Source organism: Pseudomonas sp., from assembly GCF_049590575.1.
Classification (GTDB): domain Bacteria; phylum Pseudomonadota; class Gammaproteobacteria; order Pseudomonadales; family Pseudomonadaceae; genus Aquipseudomonas.
On sequence record NZ_JBAWDE010000255.1, the window covers coordinates 1 to 18,132 of the forward strand.

An 18,132-nucleotide genomic window follows, 5' to 3' on the forward strand; every position below is an offset into this window, starting at 1 on the left:
GGCGCGACTTGATCAAGGGCCGGGGCCAGTTGCTGCCAAACCACCTTGGCCTGCTCGAACGCCTGGGCGTGCTCGGGGCTCTGCGCGCACCAGGCCTGCAAGGCCTTGGCATCGGCCACGGTGGCGCGGCCCGAGGTCAGCAGCACCAGCCAGTCGCGGGCTTCATCGTGCAAAGGGCTGGCGGCGGTTTCCCGGGCGGTGGAGAGGCTAAAAATATTCAAGCGCGCACATACTCACGGATTTATCAGGGACTCGACACTAAGACGGTTTTCCGGCCCCGGGACCGAACCGCTGGATCACTTTTCTTTCCAGGCGCTTGGCGCAGTGGCCGAGGGCGGCCTTGATTTCCTTCTCGACCATGCGCGTGGAAATCCCGAAACGCTGGGAGATTTCCAGGTGCGGCGCCTCTTCCAGGCGGGCGGCGATAAGGATCTTGCGGCGCCGCGCCGGCAACTCGTAGAGGGCCTTGACCAGGGATTGGATTTCTTTCTGGCCGCCCACCACCCGCGAGGGGTCCTGGGCTTCGTCGGCGCTTTGCAGCAGCTCTTCCACCTCGCTGCCGGTGAGCAGGCGCGCGTCGGCCTGGCGGCGGTCGGCGGCAATGTTCAAGGCCATGCGGTACAGGTAGGCATTGGGTTGCGCCAGGTTGGGCGGCACTTCCATGCGGTCGACCCGCAGGTAGGTTTCGTGCAGGACGTCGTTGGCCAGGTCCTCCGACCCCAGGCGCTTGCGCAAACGCACCTTGAAGTCTTCGTAGGACGCCAGGAACAAATTGACCATCGTGCTGTGCCCGGTCTTTTTCATCCGCCCCAGGCTCCTTTCACTGCTGTGCATTCCATGCGTGTTCCTGTTGTGTCGGGCATCAAAAGTAAAGTCACCGGCTGGCGCAGCGAACTCGGTGCGGGGCGTTCCACCCGCGCCGTTCCCAGGCCGCGTACCAGTGCTTCATCGCGTTGTTCATCGCCGGTGGTGCTGACCAGCCGGCTGTGTTCGATCAGCCCTTGCGGGTTGACCCAGACCTGCACCAGTGCGCGAAAACTGCCCGGGCGGGTCAAGGGCGAGCGACACAGGCTGGCTTCGATGGCCTGCTGCAAGGCCGTGGCGTAACTGTTGTTGATCCGTGCGGCGTGACGTGCAGCCGCCCCCCGCGTAACGGGCGGCTGGCTGACCTCGGGCATCTGCAAGGTAAACGCATCGCTGCGTGCATAACGGGCCATCAGGCCACTCCCTGTCAGCAACATCGCCAGAGCCTCTTGCGCCGTGAAGCGCCCACGCACGCCGATGGAACGCCGGCCCCGGGTCAACTCGCGGTCGACCAGCACCGCCATGCCGGTGGCGCGGCTATAGGCTTGCAGGGCATGTTCCAGGTCCTGCGCCGGCAGGTTCAACACCAGCGGCGCTGACGCTGCCCGCGCGGGACCGGCGCCAGCCAGCAGCAACAGCAAGACCAGGGCGCATACGGCGCGCCTCCAGGCCCCCTGTTCACCCCCTGCTCTGCATCGCTGCACGGCCGACGCGCCCTAGAAAACCGTCATCCTGAGGCCCGTTTATGAACCTGATGTTACGGTGATAGCAAAAAAAACATCACGGTGACGAGAGGCCCGCTGCTCTACACTTGCAAGCCTTCACGGCCCACTCCCTCGGGCCCGCCAGGAGGCCATGATGAAGCTATTGATGCCCCTCGCCAGCTTGTTGCTCTGCACCTGGCTGCCCCTTGCCGCCCATGCCGAGAGCTGCGCCGAAGTTTCGGTGGATGGCTACAAGGCGCCCGACTACGGCTGCCTGAGCCAGCAGATGGGCAACGACACGAACGCGACCAAAGCCGCGCAAAAGAACCGCGAAGCGCAGAACATTTCCGTGGAAAAACGCCCGCCGAACAAGGTCGGGCTGGCCACCCCGGCGGCGACCAGCGTGCGCATGGGCAACACCTTCGGCACGTCGGTGAAGCCGCAACGGCCTTGAGACTTTTGACAAAATTTTCATATCGGCTCGCCTAACATCGCCCACTTCGTTGGGGAGTAACCTGCTTCTGATGCTGTCGGAAGCGTTCGTATCAACATATTCGGCTGCATGCCGTGGTGCGAACACCGTCTTTTCGGTTGGTGAGACCAGCGACACATCCATGCCTAAAGTCGGGCGTGTGGTTGTGTCGTTGTCTCATATAGCCCGACTGGATGCGCGACCGTGAACCCCATTTCCCTGATCCTTCTCGCCCTTGCCATGTCCACGGACGCCTTCGCGGCGGCCATCGGCAAAGGCTCCAGCCTGCACAAACCGCGCTTGACCCAAGCCCTGCGCGCCGGCCTGATCTTTGGCGTGATCGAAGCCATTACCCCGATGATCGGCTGGGCCATCGGCCACGCGGCCACGCGCTGGGTGGAAAGCTGGGACCACTGGATTGCCTTTACCCTGCTCGTGGTGCTGGGTTTGCACATGATCTACAACGGGCTCAAGGCGGACGACGAAGAAGCCGAAAAACCGACCCAACACTCGTTCATGATCCTGGCGGTGACGGCGTTTGCCACCAGCATTGATGCGCTGGCGGTGGGCGTAGGGCTGGCGTTTGTCGACGTGAATATCCTGGTGGCCGCGGCCGCGATCGGCCTGGCGACCATGACCATGGTGACCATCGGCATGATGCTCGGCCGGGTGCTGGGCACCCTGGTGGGCAAGCGCGCCGAAATCATGGGGGGCGTGGTATTGATGCTGGTGGGGGCGACGATTTTGTACGAGCACCTGTCGGTCTGACATTTACCGGGGCCTGAATGTGAGAGGGGGCAAGCCCCCTCCCACATCAGATATGCGGTGTTTTCAAGCCGCGTTGCTTTCCTTTTTCAGGCTGTCCATATCGATCACAAACCGATACTTCACATCGCCCTTGAGCATCCGCTCATAGGCCTCGTTGATGCCCTGGATATCAATCATCTCCACATCCGAGACAATCCCGTGCTTGGCGCAGAAGTCCAGCATGTCCTGGGTTTCCTGGATGCCGCCGATCAACGAGCCGGCCAGGCTGCGGCGCTTGAAGATCAGGCCGAAGACCGCTGGCGATGGGTGCGGGCTGTCCGGCGCGCCGACCAGGGTCATGGTGCCGTCGCGCTTGAGCAGGTTGAGGAACACGTCGAGGTTATGCGGCGCGGCGACGGTGTTGAGGATGAAGTCCAGGCTGTTGGCAACCTTGGCCATTTCGTCGTCATTCTTCGACACCACCACTTGATCGGCGCCCAGGCGCAGACCGTCTTCGCGCTTGTTCGGTGACGTGGTGAACAGCGTCACATGTGCGCCCATCGCATGGGCAATCTTCACCGCCATGTGGCCGAGGCCACCCAGGCCAACCACGCCGACCTTCTTGCCGGGGCCGACCTTCCAGTGATGCAGCGGCGAATAGGTGGTAATGCCCGCGCACAGCAACGGCGCCACGGCGGCCAGGTTGGAATCGTCGTGGGAGATGCGCAGTACGAACTTCTCCTTGACCACGATGCTGTCGGAGTAGCCGCCATAGGTGTTTTCACCGCCGAACACCGGGCCGTTGTAGGTGCCGGTAAAGCCGTTCTCGCAGTATTGCTCTTCGCCCTCGGCGCAGGAGGCGCAGTGCTGGCAACTGTCGACCATGCAGCCGACGCCGGCCAGGTCACCCACTTTGAATTTTTTCACGTTGCCGCCTACCGCGGTCACACGGCCGACGATTTCATGGCCGGGCACCGAGGGGTAAAGCGTGTTGTGCCATTCGTTGCGCGCGGTGTGCAGGTCGGAGTGGCATACCCCGCAGTAGAGGATATCGATCTGTACGTCATCAGCCCCCGGCGCGCGGCGCTCGAAGGTAAAGGGCTTGAGGGCATCCTTGGCGTTCTGGGCGGCGTAGCTGTAAGTCTTGGCCATTTCGTTCACCTGTGTGATCTGACGGGTAGAGGTCAGTTGACCCGCATAGACGCTGAACCGTTCAACCGAGCACGTCCGTACAATCCGCCGCATTGCACTCGCCCTAAGCTCCGGGCTTTCTAAAAGCGCTGGAGAGTGGGCATGTGTAGAAAAGTGAAAACGGTAACCCTGGCACTCACGCTGCTGGCCGCAGCCATCACCGGCAACGCCTTTGCCGCAACGCCGGCAGTGGCCGTGGCTGCGCAGTACGACACCAGCCACGTGTACATCGCCCCGGCCGACGTGGACCGTTTTGCCACGAGTTTCCTGGCCACCTTTGGCGGCAAGAGTACCGCCCAGGTGGTGGTCAACGTGCTGCCGGTGCCGAGCAGCACCACGTCGCAGTTGTTGCAGACGCCGGTCGGCACCGTGTCGCTGTTCGGCTTCACCACGCCGATTCCGCATCCCTTTGGCCAGGAACGCAATGGCTACCTGGTCAAGGACATGGACGTCGCCCTCAAGGCTGCGCGCGACAACGGCGCGGCAGTGATCGTCAGCGATTTTCCCGACCCGATCGGGCGCGACGCCGTGGTGCAGTGGCCGGGCGGTGTGAACATGCAACTCTACTGGCACACCAAGACCCCGAACTACGCCGCCTTACAGAGCGTGCCGGAAAACCGCGTGTACCTCAGCGCCGAGCGTGCCGACACGTTCATCAAGGCCTTCCTGGGTTTCTCCCACGGCAACGTCCTGGCCGATAACACACGCGCCCCCGGCGTCGATGTGGGCCAAGCCGGCAACACTTATCGCCGCGTCGATATCGAGTCGCCCTTCGGGCGCATGGCGGTGCTGGTCACCAACGGTCAACTGCCCTACCCCTTCGGCCATGAAACCACCGGCTATCAGGTAGCTGACCTCGCGGCCACACTGGGCAAGGCCACCGGGTCCGGCGCCAAGGTGGTGGTGCCGGCGTTTGCCAGCGCAGGCCGGCGCAGTGCACTGGTTGAATTCCCGGGCGGTTACGTCGCGGAAATCCACCAGCTCAACGCGGCAAAATGAAGCGCCATACAGGCTGGAGCCTGGCCGTGCTGTGGCCGCTGCTGATCGGCAGCGCCCATGCCGACGAGCAACCGACACGCCCGGCCATCAAGGCCAATCGCTGGCAGGAAGACTGGTCCGTGCTCCAGCACCCGGCGCTGCGCACGCAGCCGCTGGACAGCCTGAAGTACATCGCGTTGTCGAGCGCCAACCCGTTCACCTATCTGTCGCTGGGCGCCACCTTGCGTGAGCGCTTCGAGATGAACGACGCCAGCGCCTTCGGCGTCAGGGACGTCGCGCGTGATCGCTACCTGATCCAGCGTTTCCAGGTGCATGCCGACCTGCACCTGAACCAGAACTGGCGGGTCTTTACCCAGCTGGAAGACGTACGCGCCTACGACAAGACCAGCGTCGGCGGTGCCGACCAGAACCGTGTCGACCTGCGCCTGGCCTTCGCCGAGTACGTCAACACCTTCAGCAGCGGCACGCTCAAGGCGCGTGTCGGGCGCCAGGATTTCGCCTTCGACTTGCAGCGGTTTATCTCCTCGCGGGACGGCCCGAATGTGCGGCAATCCTTCGATGCGCTCTGGGCCGACTGGGAAACGCCGACCTGGCGCTTTATCGGGATTGCCAGCCAGCCGGTGCAGTACGAGGACGGGCGGCATTTCGATGACAAGTCCAACAGCGACGCGCGCTTTCACATGGTGCGGGTCGAGCGCCTGGTGGGCGGCAGCAACGAGCTGTCCGCCTACTACGGCGTGTATGAGCGCAGCGCCGCGCACTACCTGGATGCCGACGGCGACGAGACCCGCCACTTGCTCGACGCGCGCCTGGGCGGCGCGGCCATGGGCTTTGACTGGGACCTTGAAGCCATGCTGCAAAAGGGTTCGGTGGGCGCCAAGGGCATTCGCGCCTGGGCCGCCGGCAGCCGCACCGGCTACACCTTCGACAGCCTGGCCTGGAAGCCGCGCATCGGCCTGCAACTGGACATCGCCTCGGGCGACCGCAAGGCCGGCGACGGCACGGTCGGCACCTTCAACCCGCTGTTCCCGAATGGCTATTACTTTTCCCTGGCGGGCTATACCGGCTACAGCAACCTGATTCACGTCAAGCCGTCGATCACCGTCAAACCCGTCGACAAACTCAGCGTACAAACCGCCATCGGCCTGCTCTGGCGGCAGACCACCCGCGACGCGGTGTACACCCAGCCCAACCTGCCGGTCGCCGGAACCGCTGGCCAGGGCGACCGCTGGACCGGGGCCTACGCGCAACTGCGCACCGACTACACCTTCACGCCCAACCTCACGGGCGCCGTCGAAGCCGTGCACTACGCTGTCGGCCAGACCTTGCGTGACGCCGGAGGCGATGACAGCAATTACCTGGGCGTCGAACTCAAGTTCAGTTGGTAAGTCACAAGCAAGCACACCCGTACAAGCCCTTCGCCCGGTTTGCGGCAATAGTGGCCAGCGTATTTCAGCCCTCTCAACCAGGAGTTTTTGCATGAGCACATTCGTTGCCAAAGATGGTACCCAGATCTACTTCAAGGACTGGGGCAGCGGTAAACCCGTGCTGTTCAGCCACGGTTGGCCGCTGGATGCCGACATGTGGGAATACCAGATGGAATACCTGAGCAGCCGTGGCTTTCGCACCATTGCGTTTGACCGCCGGGGTTTTGGCCGGTCGGACCAGCCCTGGACCGGCAACGACTACGACACCTTTGCCGACGACATCGCGCAGTTGATCGAACACCTGGACCTCAAGGACGTGACCCTGGTGGGCTTCTCCATGGGCGGCGGCGACGTTGCGCGCTACATCGCTCGCCACGGCAGTGCACGGGTGGCCGGCCTGGTGCTGTTGGGCGCCGTCACGCCGCTGTTCGGCCAGAAGCCGGACTACCCGCAAGGCGTGCCGCTGGATGTGTTCGCCGGCTTCAAGGCCGAGCTGCTGAAGGATCGTGCGCAATTCCTCAGCGATTTCAACGCGCCCTTCTATGGCATCAACAAAGGCCAGAATGTCTCCCAGGGCGTGCAGACCCAGACCTTGCAAGTGGCCTTGCTGGCCTCCCTCAAGGCGACCGTGGATTGCGTCACCGCGTTCTCCGAAACCGACTTCCGCCCGGACATGGCCAAGATCGACGTGCCGACCCTGGTGATCCATGGCGATGGCGACCAGATCGTGCCGTTCGAAACCACCGGCAAAGCCGCGGCCGAAATGATCAAGGGCGCCGAGCTGAAAGTGTACAAGGACGCGCCGCACGGGTTTGCGGTGACCCATGCCCAGCAGTTGAACGAAGACCTGCTGGCGTTCCTGCAGCGCTGAACCACCCTCTCCTTATTTGGCCGGGCTTGCCCGGCCTTTGTTTATTCAGGTAAACCGCTGGCCCAAGGCAAACCGCCCTGGCCCGGCGATCAGGATGCTGGTGAAAATAATCAACAGCAGCCAGCCGAACTGCCCTTCAAACAACGTCCACTCCGGGTGCACCACCAGCATCGCGATCAACAGCACCGCCAGGATCGGCAGGCACGCCAGGCGCACCAGCAGCCCGGCGAGGATCAGCAACGGGCACAGCACTTCGGCGAAGATCGCCAACAGCAGGGTCACCTGCGCGCCGAGGTGAAACGGGTCTTCGATCAGCTTGAGTTGTTCGCTGTAGTTGAGCAGTTTGGGCAAGCCGTGCACCCACAGCAAAAACAACGCCCCGCTGACCCGCAGAAACAACAGCCCCAGCGCTTGATTCCTTGATTCGTTCATAAATACCTGCGTCCGTGAAAAATCACCGACGCCGATTGTGTGCGCAGCGCTGCGCGCACGCTTGCAAGCGTGTGCTGACCTTAGTCCCCTGTGCCGGCAAACCCCGCGACGATTTCATCGATCACCACCCGCACCCGCGCGGTGTGGCGCAGGTCGGCGTGGGTCACCAGCCACACGTCGTAGGGCAACGCCCGCGTGCGCTCCGGCCAGAGGCGGACCAGCCCGTCCATCTCGCCGGTGTGCACCGGGATTTCGCCGATGCCGATACCGGCGGCAATCGAGCGGCGCACCAGCAGGCTGGAACTCAGCGACGCCACGATACGCCCGCGCCCCAGGGGTTCGGCGACCAGGCTCAGGTCTTTCTGGCTTTGCAGGTAGGGCTGGTACACCACCAGGTCGTGGCCTTCGAACAGGCTGCCCGGCGTGGGGATACCGTGTTGCTCGACGTAGGCGCGGGAGGCGAACAGGCCGAGGGGCCAACGGGCGATGCGCCGTGCGATCAGGTCGGGGTTGTCCGGGCGCGTGTTGCGCACGGCGATATCGGCTTCACGCTTGGCCAGGCTGAGGATCTGCGTCGAGGCGTCCAGCTGCACGCGCACGTCGGGGTGCTGGGCGTGCAGGCGGGCGATGGCCGGGATCAGGAAGTCGATGGCCAGGGAGTCGGTGGTGGTGACCCGCACGGTGCCGGTCAGGCGGTCGTCCAGGCCCTGGATCTGACGCTCCAGGTCGAGGGCCGAGCGCTCCATTTTTTCCACCGAGAGCAAGGCGGCTTCGCCGACGGCGGTCAGTGCATAGCCCTCGGAGGTGCGCAGGAACAAGGTCGCGCTCAGCGACTTTTCCAGCGCGTTGACCCGCCGCCCGACGGTGGCCTGGTCCACGCCCAGCACGCGCGCGGCGCCGCGCAGTGTCGACTCGCGGCAGACCGCCAGGAATACCCGTGCGTCGTCCCAATTCATGCTGGCTCCTTATGATGCATATCTGCATCTCTATGGCGAGTAATCGCTGCATTATTGCATCGATCAATCTGGCTATGCTGGCCACCAGAGAAAAATACCCAGGACAGCCATCATGCTCGACACCCAATCCCCTCCCCGCGCAGCGATCTGGCTGCCGATCTTTGCCGGCCTCTGCGCCAGCCTGGTCAGCATCGGCCTGGCGCGCTTTGCCTATACGCCATTGATTCCAAGCCTGATCCAGGCCCAGTGGTTTTCCGCCAACGACGTGGTGTACCTCGGTGCCGCCAACCTGGTGGGCTATCTGATCGGCGCGCTGATCGGCCGGCCCATCGCCCAGCGCACGTCCAACAAAACCGCACTGCGCCTCATGATGGTGGCGGTGACCCTGGCGTTTTTCGCCTGTGCCTTCCCGCTCTCGGTGGTGTGGTTCTTTGCCTGGCGCCTGCTGTCGGGGGTTGCCGGTGGCGCGATCATGGTGCTGGTGGCGGCGACCGTGCTGCCCCACGTACCGGCGGCACGCCGTGGGCTGGCCAGTGGTGCGATCTTCCTGGGGATCGGCCTGGGCATCGCCGCCTCCGGCACTCTCGTACCGCCGCTGTTGCGCCTGGGTTTGCAACAGACCTGGGTCGGCCTGGGCCTGTTGGCGCTGGTATTGACCGCCGCCAGCTGGTTCGCCTGGCCCATCGGCACGGTGCACGAGGCAGCACAGCCAGCGGCCACGCCCGCATCGACACCGTCCGGCGTGTACCTGTTGTTCGCGCAGTACGCCTTTATGGCGGCGGGCCTGGTGCCGGCCATGGTGTTCCTGGTCGACTACGTGGCGCGCGGGCTCGGTGACGGCGCACCTATCGGCGCGATGATCTGGGTGATGTACGGCCTGGGCGCAATTGTGGGGCCGGTCACCTATGGCTTCCTGGCCGATAAACTCGGCGCACGCTCGAGCATCCGGCTGGTGCTGGTGGTGCAGGCGATTGCCGTCGGCCTGTTGCCGTTTACCGGCGCGTTTAGCGGGCTCGCCGTGCTGGCCGTGATCCTCGGCTCGTTCCCACCGGGCATCGTGCCCCTGGCATTGGCGCGCGTGCATGAATTGCTGCCCGACCACCATCAGCAACAAGTGGCCTGGAGCCGCGCCACGGTGTCCTTTGCCACCTTCCAGGCGCTGTCCGGCTTTGCCTACTCGGCGTTGTTCAACAGCAGCGGCGGCCAGCATGCGCTGCTGTTCATGCTCGCCGCCGGCGCAATTGTGGTCGCGCTGGTGCTGGAGCTGGGCATGATTGTGCTGAACCGCCGACCACTCGCTACGGTCCCAACCCATACGCTCATCGCTGCAGGAAACCTTAAATGACCCTTCCAAAAGAAACGACCCTGATCGAAATCACCACGCCGGGCGGCCCTGAAGTGCTGCAACCGCGCCGCGCCGATGTGCCGGTGGCAGGCCCCGGCGAGATCCTGATTCGCGTGCATGCCGCCGGGGTCAATCGCCCGGACGCCTTGCAACGCGCCGGCAAATACCCGATGAAGCCCGGCATGAGCCTGATCCCGGGGCTGGAAGTGGCCGGTGAAGTGGTGGCGCTGGGCAGCGGGGTCAATGAGTACGCGGTGGGCGATAAGGTCTGCGCCCTGACCAACGGCGGCGGCTACGCGCAGTTTTGCAGCGTGCCGGCCAGCCAGGCGCTGTCGATCCCCGAAGGCATGGACTGGATTCAAGCCGCCGCCGTGCCGGAAACCTTCTTCACCGTGTGGGCCAACCTGTTCGGCCTTGGCGGTGCGCACAAGGGCCAACGCGCGTTGATCCACGGCGGCACCAGCGGCATCGGCACCACCGCATTGATGCTGTGCCGCGAGTTCGGCATCCAGGCCTTCGCCACCGCCGGCAGCGCCGACAAATGCGCAGCGATTGCCAAGCTCGGCGCCGAGCCGATCAATTATCGTGAGCAGGATTTTGCCGAGGTCATTGCCAAAAAGACCGGCGACAAAGGCGTCAACGTGATCCTCGACATCATGGGCGCCTCCTACCTGAACAATAACCTCAAGGCCCTGGGCATGGACGGTCACCTGGTGATGCTGGGTTTCCTTGGCGGCGGCAAGGCGAATGACGTCGACCTGCTGACGATCATGGCCAAGCGCGCCGTGATCACCGGCTCCCTGCTGCGCGCGCGCACCAAGGAAGAAAAGGCCGCGATTGCCGAGCAACTGCGCGAGTACGTGTGGCCGGTGCTGGAGGCCGGGCGTTGCCTGCCGATGATCGACAAAGTGTACGAATACACCGACGCCGCCCAGGCCCATGCGCGGATGGAAGGTGGGGATCACATTGGGAAGATTGTGTTGCGGGTGGAGTGAACTGAAGGCTCGCTGACCAAATGTGGGAGGGGGCAAGCCCCTCCCACAAGCACCGCGAGATGTTCGAGATGCTTACTCGGCGTAGACGTAACCCTCCTCACCCCGCCGTACATCCGCTCTGTGGCGAGCAGGCTTGCCCTGCGTTGGGCGGCGAAGCCGCCCTGAACCAGGCGCCGCGAACTGCCTGTGGGAATGCGGTGGGTTCATTGGGGCTGCTGCGCAGCCCAACGCAGGGCAAGCCTGCTCGCCACAGAAGGTTCCTCTGCGCTATTTGCGGGGGGCTATTGGGCGTAGAACGGGTAATCGACGTAGCCCTCCTCACCCCCGCCATACATCCCTTCCGCACGCAGCGGGTTCAGCGGCCAGCCGTTGAATAGCCGCTGTGGCAGGTCCGGGTTGGCAATGAATGGCCGTCCGAATGCAATCAGGTCCGCCAGCCCGGCGCCCACCAGCTTCGCGCCGCGCTCGGCGGTGTAGCGGCCGGCGTAGATGATGCGCCCGCTGAACGTGTCGCGCACGGCGCGGCGGAAGGTTTCAGGCAGCTCGGGCGCGTTGTCCCAGTCGGCTTCGGCGATGGACAGGTAGGCGATACCCGACTGCTCCAGCACCTTGATCGCTTCGATGTAGGTCTGGTGCGGGTCTTCCTCCACCAGGCCGATATACACGCGGTCCTGATCGGTGCCGCTGAACAACGGCGAGAATCGCACGCCCAAGCGTTCCGGACCCACTACGCTACTGACCGCCTCGACGATCTCGCGCAAAAAGCGCAGGCGGTTTTCCAGCGAACCACCGTACTCGTCGTCACGCTGATTGGAATGGGCGGAGATGAACTGATTGACCAGGTAACCGTTGGCCGAGTGAATTTCCACCCCGTCAAACCCGGCGTCCAGCGCGTTGCGGGCAGCCTGGGCGTAGTGCCCGACCAACTCCTCGATCTCCAGCACACTCAAAGCGCGCGGCACGGGCGGTTGCATCAGCTCGCCGGTGCCAGGCCCGGTGGCGATAAAGGCTTTGGCTTGCAGCGCCTGGATCGCCGACGGTGCGACCGGTGCCGCGCCGTCAGGCTGCAAGGCGTTATGCGACACACGGCCCACATGCCACAGCTGGGCGAAGATCACCCCGCCCTCGGCATGCACGGCGTCAGTGACTTTGCGCCAGCCGTCAATCTGCGCTGGGGTGTAAATGCCCGGCGTCCACGCGTAACCCTGGCCACGCGGCTCGATCTGCGTGCCCTCGCTGACCATGAAACCCGCGCCGGCACGCTGGCGGTAATACTCGGCCATCAGGTCGGTGGCGATGTCGCCGGGCTGCGCACTGCGCTGACGGGTCAACGGCGGCAGCACGACACGGTTGTTCAAGGTGTGGTGACCCAGTTTCACCGGGGTATTCAAAACATGATCAGTCATAACGAATCTTCCAAATTCAAAGCGCAACAACGCGTTGGCGACTCTCGCAAGTCGCCAATCGATACAGCGGTCAATTAACTTAAGCGGTGAGTTTCAGCAGGGCTTTTGCAACGTCACTGGAACTGGCGGGGTTCTGCCCGGTGATCAACAAGCCATCTTCCAGGACAAAGGAGGCCCAATCCGCGCCCTTCTCGTAGTGGCCGCCGAGTTGCTTGAAATCATCTTCAATCAGGAACGGCACCACATCGGTCAGGCCCACGGCGGCTTCTTCCGAGTTGGAGAAGCCGGTGACGCGACGGCCCTTGACCAGCGGCTCGCCATTCACGGCCTTGACGTGCCGCAGGGCGCCCGGTGCGTGGCAGACAAAGCCGATCGGCTTGCCGGCACGCTCGAACGACTCGATCAGCGCGATGGACACCGGCGACTCCGCAAGGTCCCACAGCGGCCCGTGGCCACCTGGGTAGAACACGGTGTCAAAGTCATCGGCGTTGACCGTGTCGAGCTTGACGGTATTGGCCAGCGCCTGCTGGGCGGCCGGGTCAGCGGCAAAGCGGCGGGTCTGCTCGGTTTGCGCATCCGGTGCGTCGCTGACGGGGTCCAGCGGCGGCTGGCCACCGGCCGGGGAAGCCAGCACCAGCTCGGCGCCGGCGTCCTTGAACACGTAATAGGGTGCAGCAAATTCTTCGAGCCAGAAGCCGGTCTTGCGGCCGGTGTCGCCAAGCTGGTCGTGAGAGGTCAGTACCATTAATACTTTCATTTTCCAGTGCCTCGATCGGTGTGAATGTCAGGGGTTTCAGGGCGACCCAACAGCTGTCGGGTCAGCAACTGCGCCTGGTCAAACGGCGCGGAGGTTCGGGTGATCTTGCTCATCACACTGGCGCCCAGCCATAACGCGTAAAGCTGAGGGGCCAAGTCCTGCGGGCTGTGGTGCAGCAACAGGGAGCGGTCTTCAACGCCGCGCTGCAGGGCCACGGCGAGTAGTGCGATGGTGCGTGAGGTGCCGCGTTGCAGGGCCAGGCGCATCGGCTCTGAAAGGTCTGACACCTCTGCGCCGAGTTTGACGGCAAGGCATTTGCCCGTGTCGGTGCAGCCGGTCTGGTTGTCGACCCAGCATTGCCAGTAGCGCATCAACTTGGCGCAGTGGGTTAACCCCGGCTGGTCGAACAGTTGCTGCATGCCCTGCACATAGTTGTCGAAGTAGGTGTCGAGCAATACGACGCCGAACGCATCTTTGGAGTTGAAGTAGTGATAGAAAGAACCTTTAGGCACATCGGCGGCTTGAAGGATTTCGTTCAGGCCCACCGCAGAAAACCCTTTACGGCCAACAATCAACTGCGCCGTATCCAGAATGGTCTGCCTTGCGCTTTTGGTTTCACTGCTCATGCTTCACTCCGTCCGATTAGACCAGTCGTCTAGTTCGTTGGGTGAATGTTAGGAGCCGGGGCAAACACGCACAATGTCATATCCGCAAGGATTTCGGACATGGCGCAAAGTCGGTTGCCGTTTTTCCGGCAGCCGCCGACAATCCCCCCTTCTACCCCCCTGGAGACATGCGATGCACAGCGTTGCGCTGATGGTTTACCCGAACTTCCAATCCCTGAGCCTCAGCCTGGGCTCGGTGTTCGAGTGCGCGAACCTGCTGCGCGGCGAGCCGGCCTATGAGTTTCACCTGGTGTCGGAAAGCGGCGGCGCGGTGATGACGTCCCAGGGGTTCTCGGTGAACACCACGCCGATTCGCGCCCAGGGCTATGACACGCTGATTGTCAGCGGCTACCTGGAGTTTCGCTTGCCCGAGGCCAACCTGCTGGAGTTGGTCAAGGCTGCGTCTGCGCAATCGCGGCGCATTGCCTCGCTGTGCATGGGCATTTTCGTGCTGGCCGAGGCCGGCTTGCTCGAAGGCAAACGCGCCACCACCCACTGGATTCACGCCCCGGCCTTCCGCAAGCGTTACCCGGCTATCCGCCTGGAAGAAGACAAGCTGTTCGTGGTCGACGGCCAGGTCTGGACCGGCGCCGGCATGAGCGCCGGGGTCGATCTGGCGTTGGCGATGGTCGAGAACGATCTGGGCAGCGACCTCGCCCGGCGCATTGCGCGCAAGCTGGTGATCGCCCAGCGCCGTGGCAGCGAGCAGTCGCAGTTGTCGGCGCTGCTGGAGCTGGACCCCAAGTCCGACCGCGTGCAACTGGCCCTGGCCTACGCCCGCGAAAACCTTACGCATGACCTGTCGGTGGAAGCCCTGGCCGACGTCGCGCGGCTCAGCCCGCGCCAGTTCAGCCGGGTGTTTCGCGAGGAAACCGGGCAAACCCCGGCCAAGGCCATCGAGTCACTGCGTGTGGAAGCGGCCCGGGCGATGATGGAAACCAGCCGTCACCCGGTGGAAGTGGTGGCCCGCGAAACCGGCTTCGGCGACCGCGAGCGTCTGCGCCAGGCATTTCTGCGCGCCTTCGGGCAACCACCCCAGGCGATGCAGCAGGCGTTTGCGACGAATGCGATCAGTGCAACGACGCGTGGGTAATCAGGTAGTTCACCAACTGCGGGTCATCGTCCAACTCGAGGGTGTGCACCGGGCGCGGCAGGTTATCCAGCACCGTGCGCCAGAACGCCTGTGACACCTCATCCTGGTCATAAAAGCGCACCAGCCAATTGGCCTCGCCGCTGCACAGCACCTGGCTGGCGATCGCGCGGCCAATGCCTTTGCGGCGGTAACGCTTGAGGATAAACAGGTCGGCCAGTTCCAGCGCGTCAATGCCCGGCAACTCGCTGCCTTCGATCAGCAGGAAGCCCGCGATATAGCCATCGACCAGCAACAGGTTGGCGCTCCATTGCGGGTCTTGCCAGTAGCGCGTCAGGTGTTCGTCATGGATGTAGAAACGGCCGTCGGCCTCCACATCTTCCTGCTCCCAGTCCGACGACTCGTAGGCGTAGTACTGGTAGAGATTGCGGATCAACTCCGACGCTTCGGGGCCGGTCTGGATCAATTCGACGGTGGTTTCAGGCATGGGACTCTCGGTGAAAATACGCAGGGCGCCATTGTTCACAAAACCTTTCGGCAGGCCAATATATTGTCCAACCTTTCTGTTTGCTGAACCGAATGCGGATTTGCCTGGGCGCGCCGAAAATCTTGAAACATTTAGAATAGACTTCGCCGAATCGCGTTCTTCTCAACCTTTTTTCAAGGGCACGCACTGTGACAAACGTCTGTTCCGCCGGCCTGGATGTGGGCTTCGCCTCCCTGGATTATCTGCAGATTTTTATCCTGGGCGTGATCCAGGGCTTTACCGAGCTGCTGCCGGTGTCGTCCACCGCGCATATGCGGGTAGTGCCCGCCCTCCTCGGCTGGCAGGACCCGGGCTCGGCGTTTTCGGCCGCGATGCAATTGGCGGCATTGGCGGCGGTGGTCAGTTACTTCTGGCGCGATGTGCGCCAAGTGGTCACCGGCAGCATCGGCGCAGTGCGCCAGGGTGACTACGACAACCCGTGGTTCAAGCTGGCGGTGGCGATTGTGCTGGCGACCATCCCGATCGGCATTGCCGGCCTGGCCTTGTCCTCGACCTTGAATGCGTGCAACTCGCCGTTGCGCGGCCTGATGGTGATCGGCATTTCCTGCGTGGTGATGGCGGTGCTGCTGGCGGCGGCCGAGCTGCGCGCGCGGCACACACGGGACATGAGCCAGATGCGCCTGCGCGATGCGCTGATCGTCGGCATTGCGCAGATCGGCGCGCTGATTCCGGGCGTATCGCGCTCCGGCTCCACACTGACGGCGGCGCTGTTTCTCAATTTCAAACGCGAAGAGGCTGCGCGTTTTTCCTTCCTGCTGGGCTTGCCGGCAATCGCCCTCGCCGGCTTGAAGGAGCTGTGGGTGCTGCTGCACGCCGACCTGCCGGCCCACGCCTGGCCGCATCTGATCTTTGGGTTGGTGGTGGCCAGCGTCTCAGCGTTTTTTGCGATTTGGGGCCTGATGAAGTTCCTGGAACGGTTCTCCACCTGGCCGTTCGTGATCTACCGCGCGTTGCTCGGGGTGTTTTTGATTGTGGCAGTGAGCACCGGGTTGCTCTCTTGATCGAACCGACACTGTGGTTGGCAGTCTTGCCACACCGCCTGAATCAACGCCTTCATCTTCAACGCCTCGGCCCAGCGATCACTGATCTCACGGCCATCCGCCCCGGTTATCGCATAGGGTGGCGGGCCCAGTTCGCAGGTGAACGACAGGCTATCCGCAGCGCCGGCGCGGGCCAGCCAGTCCTGAATTCCGTAGCGCCACCAGCCGGTAAAGCGTTCGACCCATGCCTGGTGTTGGGGAAACTCCAGCGCGACCTGCACCTGTTCGCTGCTCGCCACACGCCCATGAAAGCCCCAGCTGTGGCGCAGGATCGTGCGTATCTGTTCGTCGTCCTCAACCGCGCCGGGCTCGGGCAACTCGCGGCCGACCACGTAGTGGGACAGGTCGGCGAGCAGCTTCAGGTCGGGCATGTGCGCCAGCAGGTCGAGGGTGAACAGTAAATCGCTGGTGAGCCGATACCGGTGGGTTTCCAGCAGGATCGGGAAGTCCACTTGCTCGGCCAGGCGTTGCCAGCCTTCGATCAGCCTGAGCGCTTCGGCCTGGCTGCGCGGTCGCACGTCGGCTTGCAGGGTCAGGTGGTGACAGCCATAGCGGCTGATCACCTCCAGCGCCGCCGCCAGGTCATCCACGCTCTGCGGGAACAGCTGGCCTTCGATCTGCAAGCCGCGGGCGTGAGCGGCGGCGTGCAAGCGCGGGACGTCGGCGGCTTTCCAGTAATGGTCGGTGACGCCGTCAAAACCGGCCGCGGCAATGCGGTCCAGCTGCGCGTCGAGCGGGCCGGGCTCGGTCTGCATCGCCCACAGGGATTGGAACACCACAAATTGGCGCATATCAGCCTCGCAGCAGGTGTTTAAGGGACAGCTCGGGGTCGGCCAGGCAGGCGTCGTCGAGCGGGATACGCGCGCTGATCAGGCGCTCACAGAGTTTGATGTCCTTGGCCACGCGGTTGCCCGGCGCCCAGCCGCAGGCGCCTTGCAAACGGTGGTCGGCGTCGAGGTAGAACAGCAGCAGGCCGTCGTCGGGCAACGCTCGGCTGACGCTGCGAGGGGTGATCACGCCCACGGTCTGCACACCCCAGTCGTACTGGTCGGACCAGAACCCGGGGAGCGCCTCGAACGCCAGCTCGCGGCCCAGCAGGTTCAGGGCGGCGTGACGGCCCTGGGCCTCGGCGTTGCGCCAGGTTTCCTGGCGCTGGTACTCGCCATCCAGGCGAAACTCGCACACGTCGCCCGCCGCATACACATCCGGCGCACTGGTGCGCAGCTGCGCATCGACGCGAATGCCCTGCCCGGTCTCCAGGCCCGCCGCCACGGCCAGTTCGATATTCGGTTGCATACCAATGCCGACCACCACCCGGTCGCAGGGCAGCCGTGCGCCGTCGATCAACCGCACGGCGTCGGCCTGGATCGATTCCAATGCCACGTTCAGGCGCACGTCCACCCCTTGAGCGCGATGCAACGTCAGCAATGCGTCGCTGATGATCGGCGGCAGCACCCGGCCCGCCAGCCTTGGCCCGGCTTCCAGCACCGTCACTTCACAGCCCAGGCCTCGGGCCGTTGCCGCCACTTCCAGGCCGATAAACCCACCGCCGACCACCACCAGCCGGGTGCCGGGGCGTAACGCGCTTTTCAGCGCCAATGCTTCATCGTGGGTGCGCAGGTACAGCACATGCGCCGGGGCCTGGGGCAAGCGCCGCGCCCTGCCCCCGGTGGCCAGCAGCACA

21 protein-coding genes are annotated in these 18,132 nt (G+C 63.9%); 9 read left to right on the plus strand and 12 right to left on the minus strand.

Features of this window, described 5'->3' with window-relative positions:
• The 3 genes from WBR57_RS17670 to WBR57_RS17680 all read right to left on the minus strand — a co-directional run.
• On the minus strand, nt 1-221 hold a 221-nt coding region (locus tag WBR57_RS17670), incomplete at its 3' end, for a FecR/PupR family sigma factor regulator (protein ID WP_424085092.1).
• A 37-nt stretch (nt 222-258) separates the two neighbouring features.
• On the minus strand, nt 259-804 hold the full coding sequence (locus tag WBR57_RS17675) for an RNA polymerase sigma factor (protein WP_424085094.1): 546 nt from the start codon (nt 802-804) through the stop codon (nt 259-261).
• On the minus strand, nt 801-1,445 hold the full coding sequence (locus WBR57_RS17680; RefSeq protein ID WP_424085096.1) for a secretin and TonB N-terminal domain-containing protein: 645 nt from the start codon (nt 1,443-1,445) through the stop codon (nt 801-803). Before WBR57_RS17680 ends, WBR57_RS17675 begins: the two co-directional genes overlap by 4 nt.
• A 217-nt stretch (nt 1,446-1,662) precedes the next feature.
• Between WBR57_RS17680 and WBR57_RS17685 the strand changes: the two genes are divergently transcribed.
• Both WBR57_RS17685 and mntP read left to right on the plus strand, forming a co-directional pair.
• Complete coding sequence (locus tag WBR57_RS17685; RefSeq protein ID WP_424085098.1) at nt 1,663-1,962, plus strand: hypothetical protein; 300 nt, start codon at nt 1,663-1,665, stop codon at nt 1,960-1,962.
• A gap of 222 nt (nt 1,963-2,184) precedes the next feature.
• Complete coding sequence (mntP, locus tag WBR57_RS17690) at nt 2,185-2,748, plus strand: manganese efflux pump MntP (protein ID WP_424085100.1); 564 nt, start codon at nt 2,185-2,187, stop codon at nt 2,746-2,748.
• 63 nt (nt 2,749-2,811) lie between these two features.
• On the opposite strand, the gene WBR57_RS17695 is transcribed toward mntP, so the two are convergent.
• Nucleotides 2,812-3,879 carry an NAD(P)-dependent alcohol dehydrogenase gene (locus WBR57_RS17695; RefSeq protein WP_424085102.1) on the minus strand — a complete coding sequence of 356 codons (1,068 nt, stop codon included), beginning with the start codon at nt 3,877-3,879 and terminating at the stop codon, nt 2,812-2,814.
• Nucleotides 3,880-4,020: 141 nt separating this feature from the next.
• Here WBR57_RS17695 and WBR57_RS17700 point away from each other — a divergent pair, with 141 nt between their 5' ends.
• From WBR57_RS17700 to WBR57_RS17710, 3 genes are all read left to right on the plus strand, one after another.
• Nucleotides 4,021-4,917 carry a VOC family protein gene (locus WBR57_RS17700; RefSeq protein ID WP_424085104.1) on the plus strand — a complete coding sequence of 299 codons (897 nt, stop codon included), beginning with the start codon at nt 4,021-4,023 and terminating at the stop codon, nt 4,915-4,917.
• Nucleotides 4,914-6,305, plus strand: coding sequence for an alginate export family protein (locus tag WBR57_RS17705; protein WP_424085106.1), 1,392 nt, complete (start codon nt 4,914-4,916; stop codon nt 6,303-6,305). The genes WBR57_RS17700 and WBR57_RS17705 overlap by 4 nt, the downstream gene beginning before the upstream one ends.
• A gap of 91 nt (nt 6,306-6,396) precedes the next feature.
• Entirely contained in the window at nt 6,397-7,215 is an 819-nt protein-coding gene (locus WBR57_RS17710; protein WP_424085108.1) for an alpha/beta fold hydrolase, read from the plus strand.
• A 45-nt stretch (nt 7,216-7,260) separates the two neighbouring features.
• Here the strand turns inward: WBR57_RS17710 and WBR57_RS17715 are convergent, their stop codons facing one another.
• Both WBR57_RS17715 and WBR57_RS17720 read right to left on the minus strand, forming a co-directional pair.
• A complete protein-coding gene (locus tag WBR57_RS17715; protein ID WP_424085110.1) occupies nt 7,261-7,647 on the minus strand; it encodes a DoxX family protein in 387 nt (128 codons plus the stop codon).
• A gap of 80 nt (nt 7,648-7,727) precedes the next feature.
• On the minus strand, nt 7,728-8,603 hold the full coding sequence (locus WBR57_RS17720; protein WP_424085112.1) for a LysR family transcriptional regulator: 876 nt from the start codon (nt 8,601-8,603) through the stop codon (nt 7,728-7,730).
• 112 nt (nt 8,604-8,715) lie between these two features.
• Between WBR57_RS17720 and WBR57_RS17725 the strand changes: the two genes are divergently transcribed.
• Together WBR57_RS17725 and WBR57_RS17730 are read left to right on the plus strand one after the other, a co-directional pair.
• A complete protein-coding gene (locus WBR57_RS17725; protein WP_424085114.1) occupies nt 8,716-9,948 on the plus strand; it encodes a YbfB/YjiJ family MFS transporter in 1,233 nt (410 codons plus the stop codon).
• Nucleotides 9,945-10,943 (plus strand): NAD(P)H-quinone oxidoreductase, encoded by a 999-nt coding sequence (locus WBR57_RS17730; RefSeq protein WP_424085116.1) that lies wholly within the window; start codon nt 9,945-9,947, stop codon nt 10,941-10,943. Before WBR57_RS17725 ends, WBR57_RS17730 begins: the two co-directional genes overlap by 4 nt.
• A 281-nt stretch (nt 10,944-11,224) precedes the next feature.
• On the opposite strand, the gene WBR57_RS17735 is transcribed toward WBR57_RS17730, so the two are convergent.
• The 3 genes from WBR57_RS17735 to WBR57_RS17745 all read right to left on the minus strand — a co-directional run bounded on the left by WBR57_RS17735 (nt 11,225) and on the right by WBR57_RS17745 (nt 13,732).
• Nucleotides 11,225-12,349 carry an alkene reductase gene (locus tag WBR57_RS17735; protein WP_424085118.1) on the minus strand — a complete coding sequence of 375 codons (1,125 nt, stop codon included), beginning with the start codon at nt 12,347-12,349 and terminating at the stop codon, nt 11,225-11,227.
• A 79-nt stretch (nt 12,350-12,428) separates the two neighbouring features.
• Nucleotides 12,429-13,106 carry a type 1 glutamine amidotransferase domain-containing protein gene (locus WBR57_RS17740; RefSeq protein ID WP_424085120.1) on the minus strand — a complete coding sequence of 226 codons (678 nt, stop codon included), beginning with the start codon at nt 13,104-13,106 and terminating at the stop codon, nt 12,429-12,431.
• Nucleotides 13,103-13,732 (minus strand): TetR/AcrR family transcriptional regulator, encoded by a 630-nt coding sequence (locus tag WBR57_RS17745; protein ID WP_424085122.1) that lies wholly within the window; start codon nt 13,730-13,732, stop codon nt 13,103-13,105. Before WBR57_RS17745 ends, WBR57_RS17740 begins: the two co-directional genes overlap by 4 nt.
• A 172-nt stretch (nt 13,733-13,904) precedes the next feature.
• On the opposite strand from WBR57_RS17745, the gene WBR57_RS17750 reads away from it, so the two are divergent.
• Nucleotides 13,905-14,864: a GlxA family transcriptional regulator gene (locus tag WBR57_RS17750; protein ID WP_424085124.1), complete on the plus strand. Its 960-nt coding sequence runs from the start codon at nt 13,905-13,907 to the stop codon at nt 14,862-14,864.
• Here WBR57_RS17750 and WBR57_RS17755 read toward each other — a convergent pair.
• Nucleotides 14,842-15,348, minus strand: coding sequence for a GNAT family N-acetyltransferase (locus tag WBR57_RS17755; protein WP_424085126.1), 507 nt, complete (start codon nt 15,346-15,348; stop codon nt 14,842-14,844). The two genes, WBR57_RS17750 and WBR57_RS17755, sit on opposite strands and share 23 nt — an antisense overlap.
• 188 nt (nt 15,349-15,536) lie before the next feature.
• Between WBR57_RS17755 and WBR57_RS17760 the strand changes: the two genes are divergently transcribed.
• Nucleotides 15,537-16,409, plus strand: coding sequence for an undecaprenyl-diphosphate phosphatase (locus WBR57_RS17760; RefSeq protein ID WP_424085128.1), 873 nt, complete (start codon nt 15,537-15,539; stop codon nt 16,407-16,409).
• Here WBR57_RS17760 and WBR57_RS17765 read toward each other — a convergent pair.
• The gene (locus WBR57_RS17765; RefSeq protein ID WP_424085130.1) at nt 16,349-17,239 is read right to left on the minus strand and encodes a sugar phosphate isomerase/epimerase family protein; all 891 of its coding nucleotides are present in this window, start codon (nt 17,237-17,239) and stop codon (nt 16,349-16,351) included. The genes WBR57_RS17760 and WBR57_RS17765 overlap by 61 nt on opposite strands.
• Nucleotide 17,240: 1 nt before the next feature.
• On the minus strand, nt 17,241-18,132 hold an 892-nt coding region (locus WBR57_RS17770), incomplete at its 5' end, for an NAD(P)/FAD-dependent oxidoreductase (RefSeq protein WP_424085132.1).

What these genes read in the sequence shown, in the direction of transcription:
- WBR57_RS17675 (WP_424085094.1), bottom strand. Translation starts at nt 804, where the DNA reads ATGAAAAAGACCGGGCACAGCACGATGGTCAATTTGTTCCTGGCGTCC.
- WBR57_RS17685 (WP_424085098.1), top strand. Translation starts at nt 1,663, where the DNA reads ATGAAGCTATTGATGCCCCTCGCCAGCTTGTTGCTCTGCACCTGGCTG.
- WBR57_RS17695 (WP_424085102.1), bottom strand. Translation starts at nt 3,879, where the DNA reads ATGGCCAAGACTTACAGCTACGCCGCCCAGAACGCCAAGGATGCCCTC.
- WBR57_RS17700 (WP_424085104.1), top strand. Translation starts at nt 4,021, where the DNA reads ATGTGTAGAAAAGTGAAAACGGTAACCCTGGCACTCACGCTGCTGGCC.
- WBR57_RS17705 (WP_424085106.1), top strand. Translation starts at nt 4,914, where the DNA reads ATGAAGCGCCATACAGGCTGGAGCCTGGCCGTGCTGTGGCCGCTGCTG.
- WBR57_RS17710 (WP_424085108.1), top strand. Translation starts at nt 6,397, where the DNA reads ATGAGCACATTCGTTGCCAAAGATGGTACCCAGATCTACTTCAAGGAC.
- WBR57_RS17715 (WP_424085110.1), bottom strand. Translation starts at nt 7,647, where the DNA reads ATGAACGAATCAAGGAATCAAGCGCTGGGGCTGTTGTTTCTGCGGGTC.
- WBR57_RS17720 (WP_424085112.1), bottom strand. Translation starts at nt 8,603, where the DNA reads ATGAATTGGGACGACGCACGGGTATTCCTGGCGGTCTGCCGCGAGTCG.
- WBR57_RS17725 (WP_424085114.1), top strand. Translation starts at nt 8,716, where the DNA reads ATGCTCGACACCCAATCCCCTCCCCGCGCAGCGATCTGGCTGCCGATC.
- WBR57_RS17730 (WP_424085116.1), top strand. Translation starts at nt 9,945, where the DNA reads ATGACCCTTCCAAAAGAAACGACCCTGATCGAAATCACCACGCCGGGC.
- WBR57_RS17735 (WP_424085118.1), bottom strand. Translation starts at nt 12,349, where the DNA reads ATGACTGATCATGTTTTGAATACCCCGGTGAAACTGGGTCACCACACC.
- WBR57_RS17740 (WP_424085120.1), bottom strand. Translation starts at nt 13,106, where the DNA reads ATGAAAGTATTAATGGTACTGACCTCTCACGACCAGCTTGGCGACACC.
- WBR57_RS17745 (WP_424085122.1), bottom strand. Translation starts at nt 13,732, where the DNA reads ATGAGCAGTGAAACCAAAAGCGCAAGGCAGACCATTCTGGATACGGCG.
- WBR57_RS17750 (WP_424085124.1), top strand. Translation starts at nt 13,905, where the DNA reads ATGCACAGCGTTGCGCTGATGGTTTACCCGAACTTCCAATCCCTGAGC.
- WBR57_RS17755 (WP_424085126.1), bottom strand. Translation starts at nt 15,348, where the DNA reads ATGCCTGAAACCACCGTCGAATTGATCCAGACCGGCCCCGAAGCGTCG.
- WBR57_RS17765 (WP_424085130.1), bottom strand. Translation starts at nt 17,239, where the DNA reads ATGCGCCAATTTGTGGTGTTCCAATCCCTGTGGGCGATGCAGACCGAG.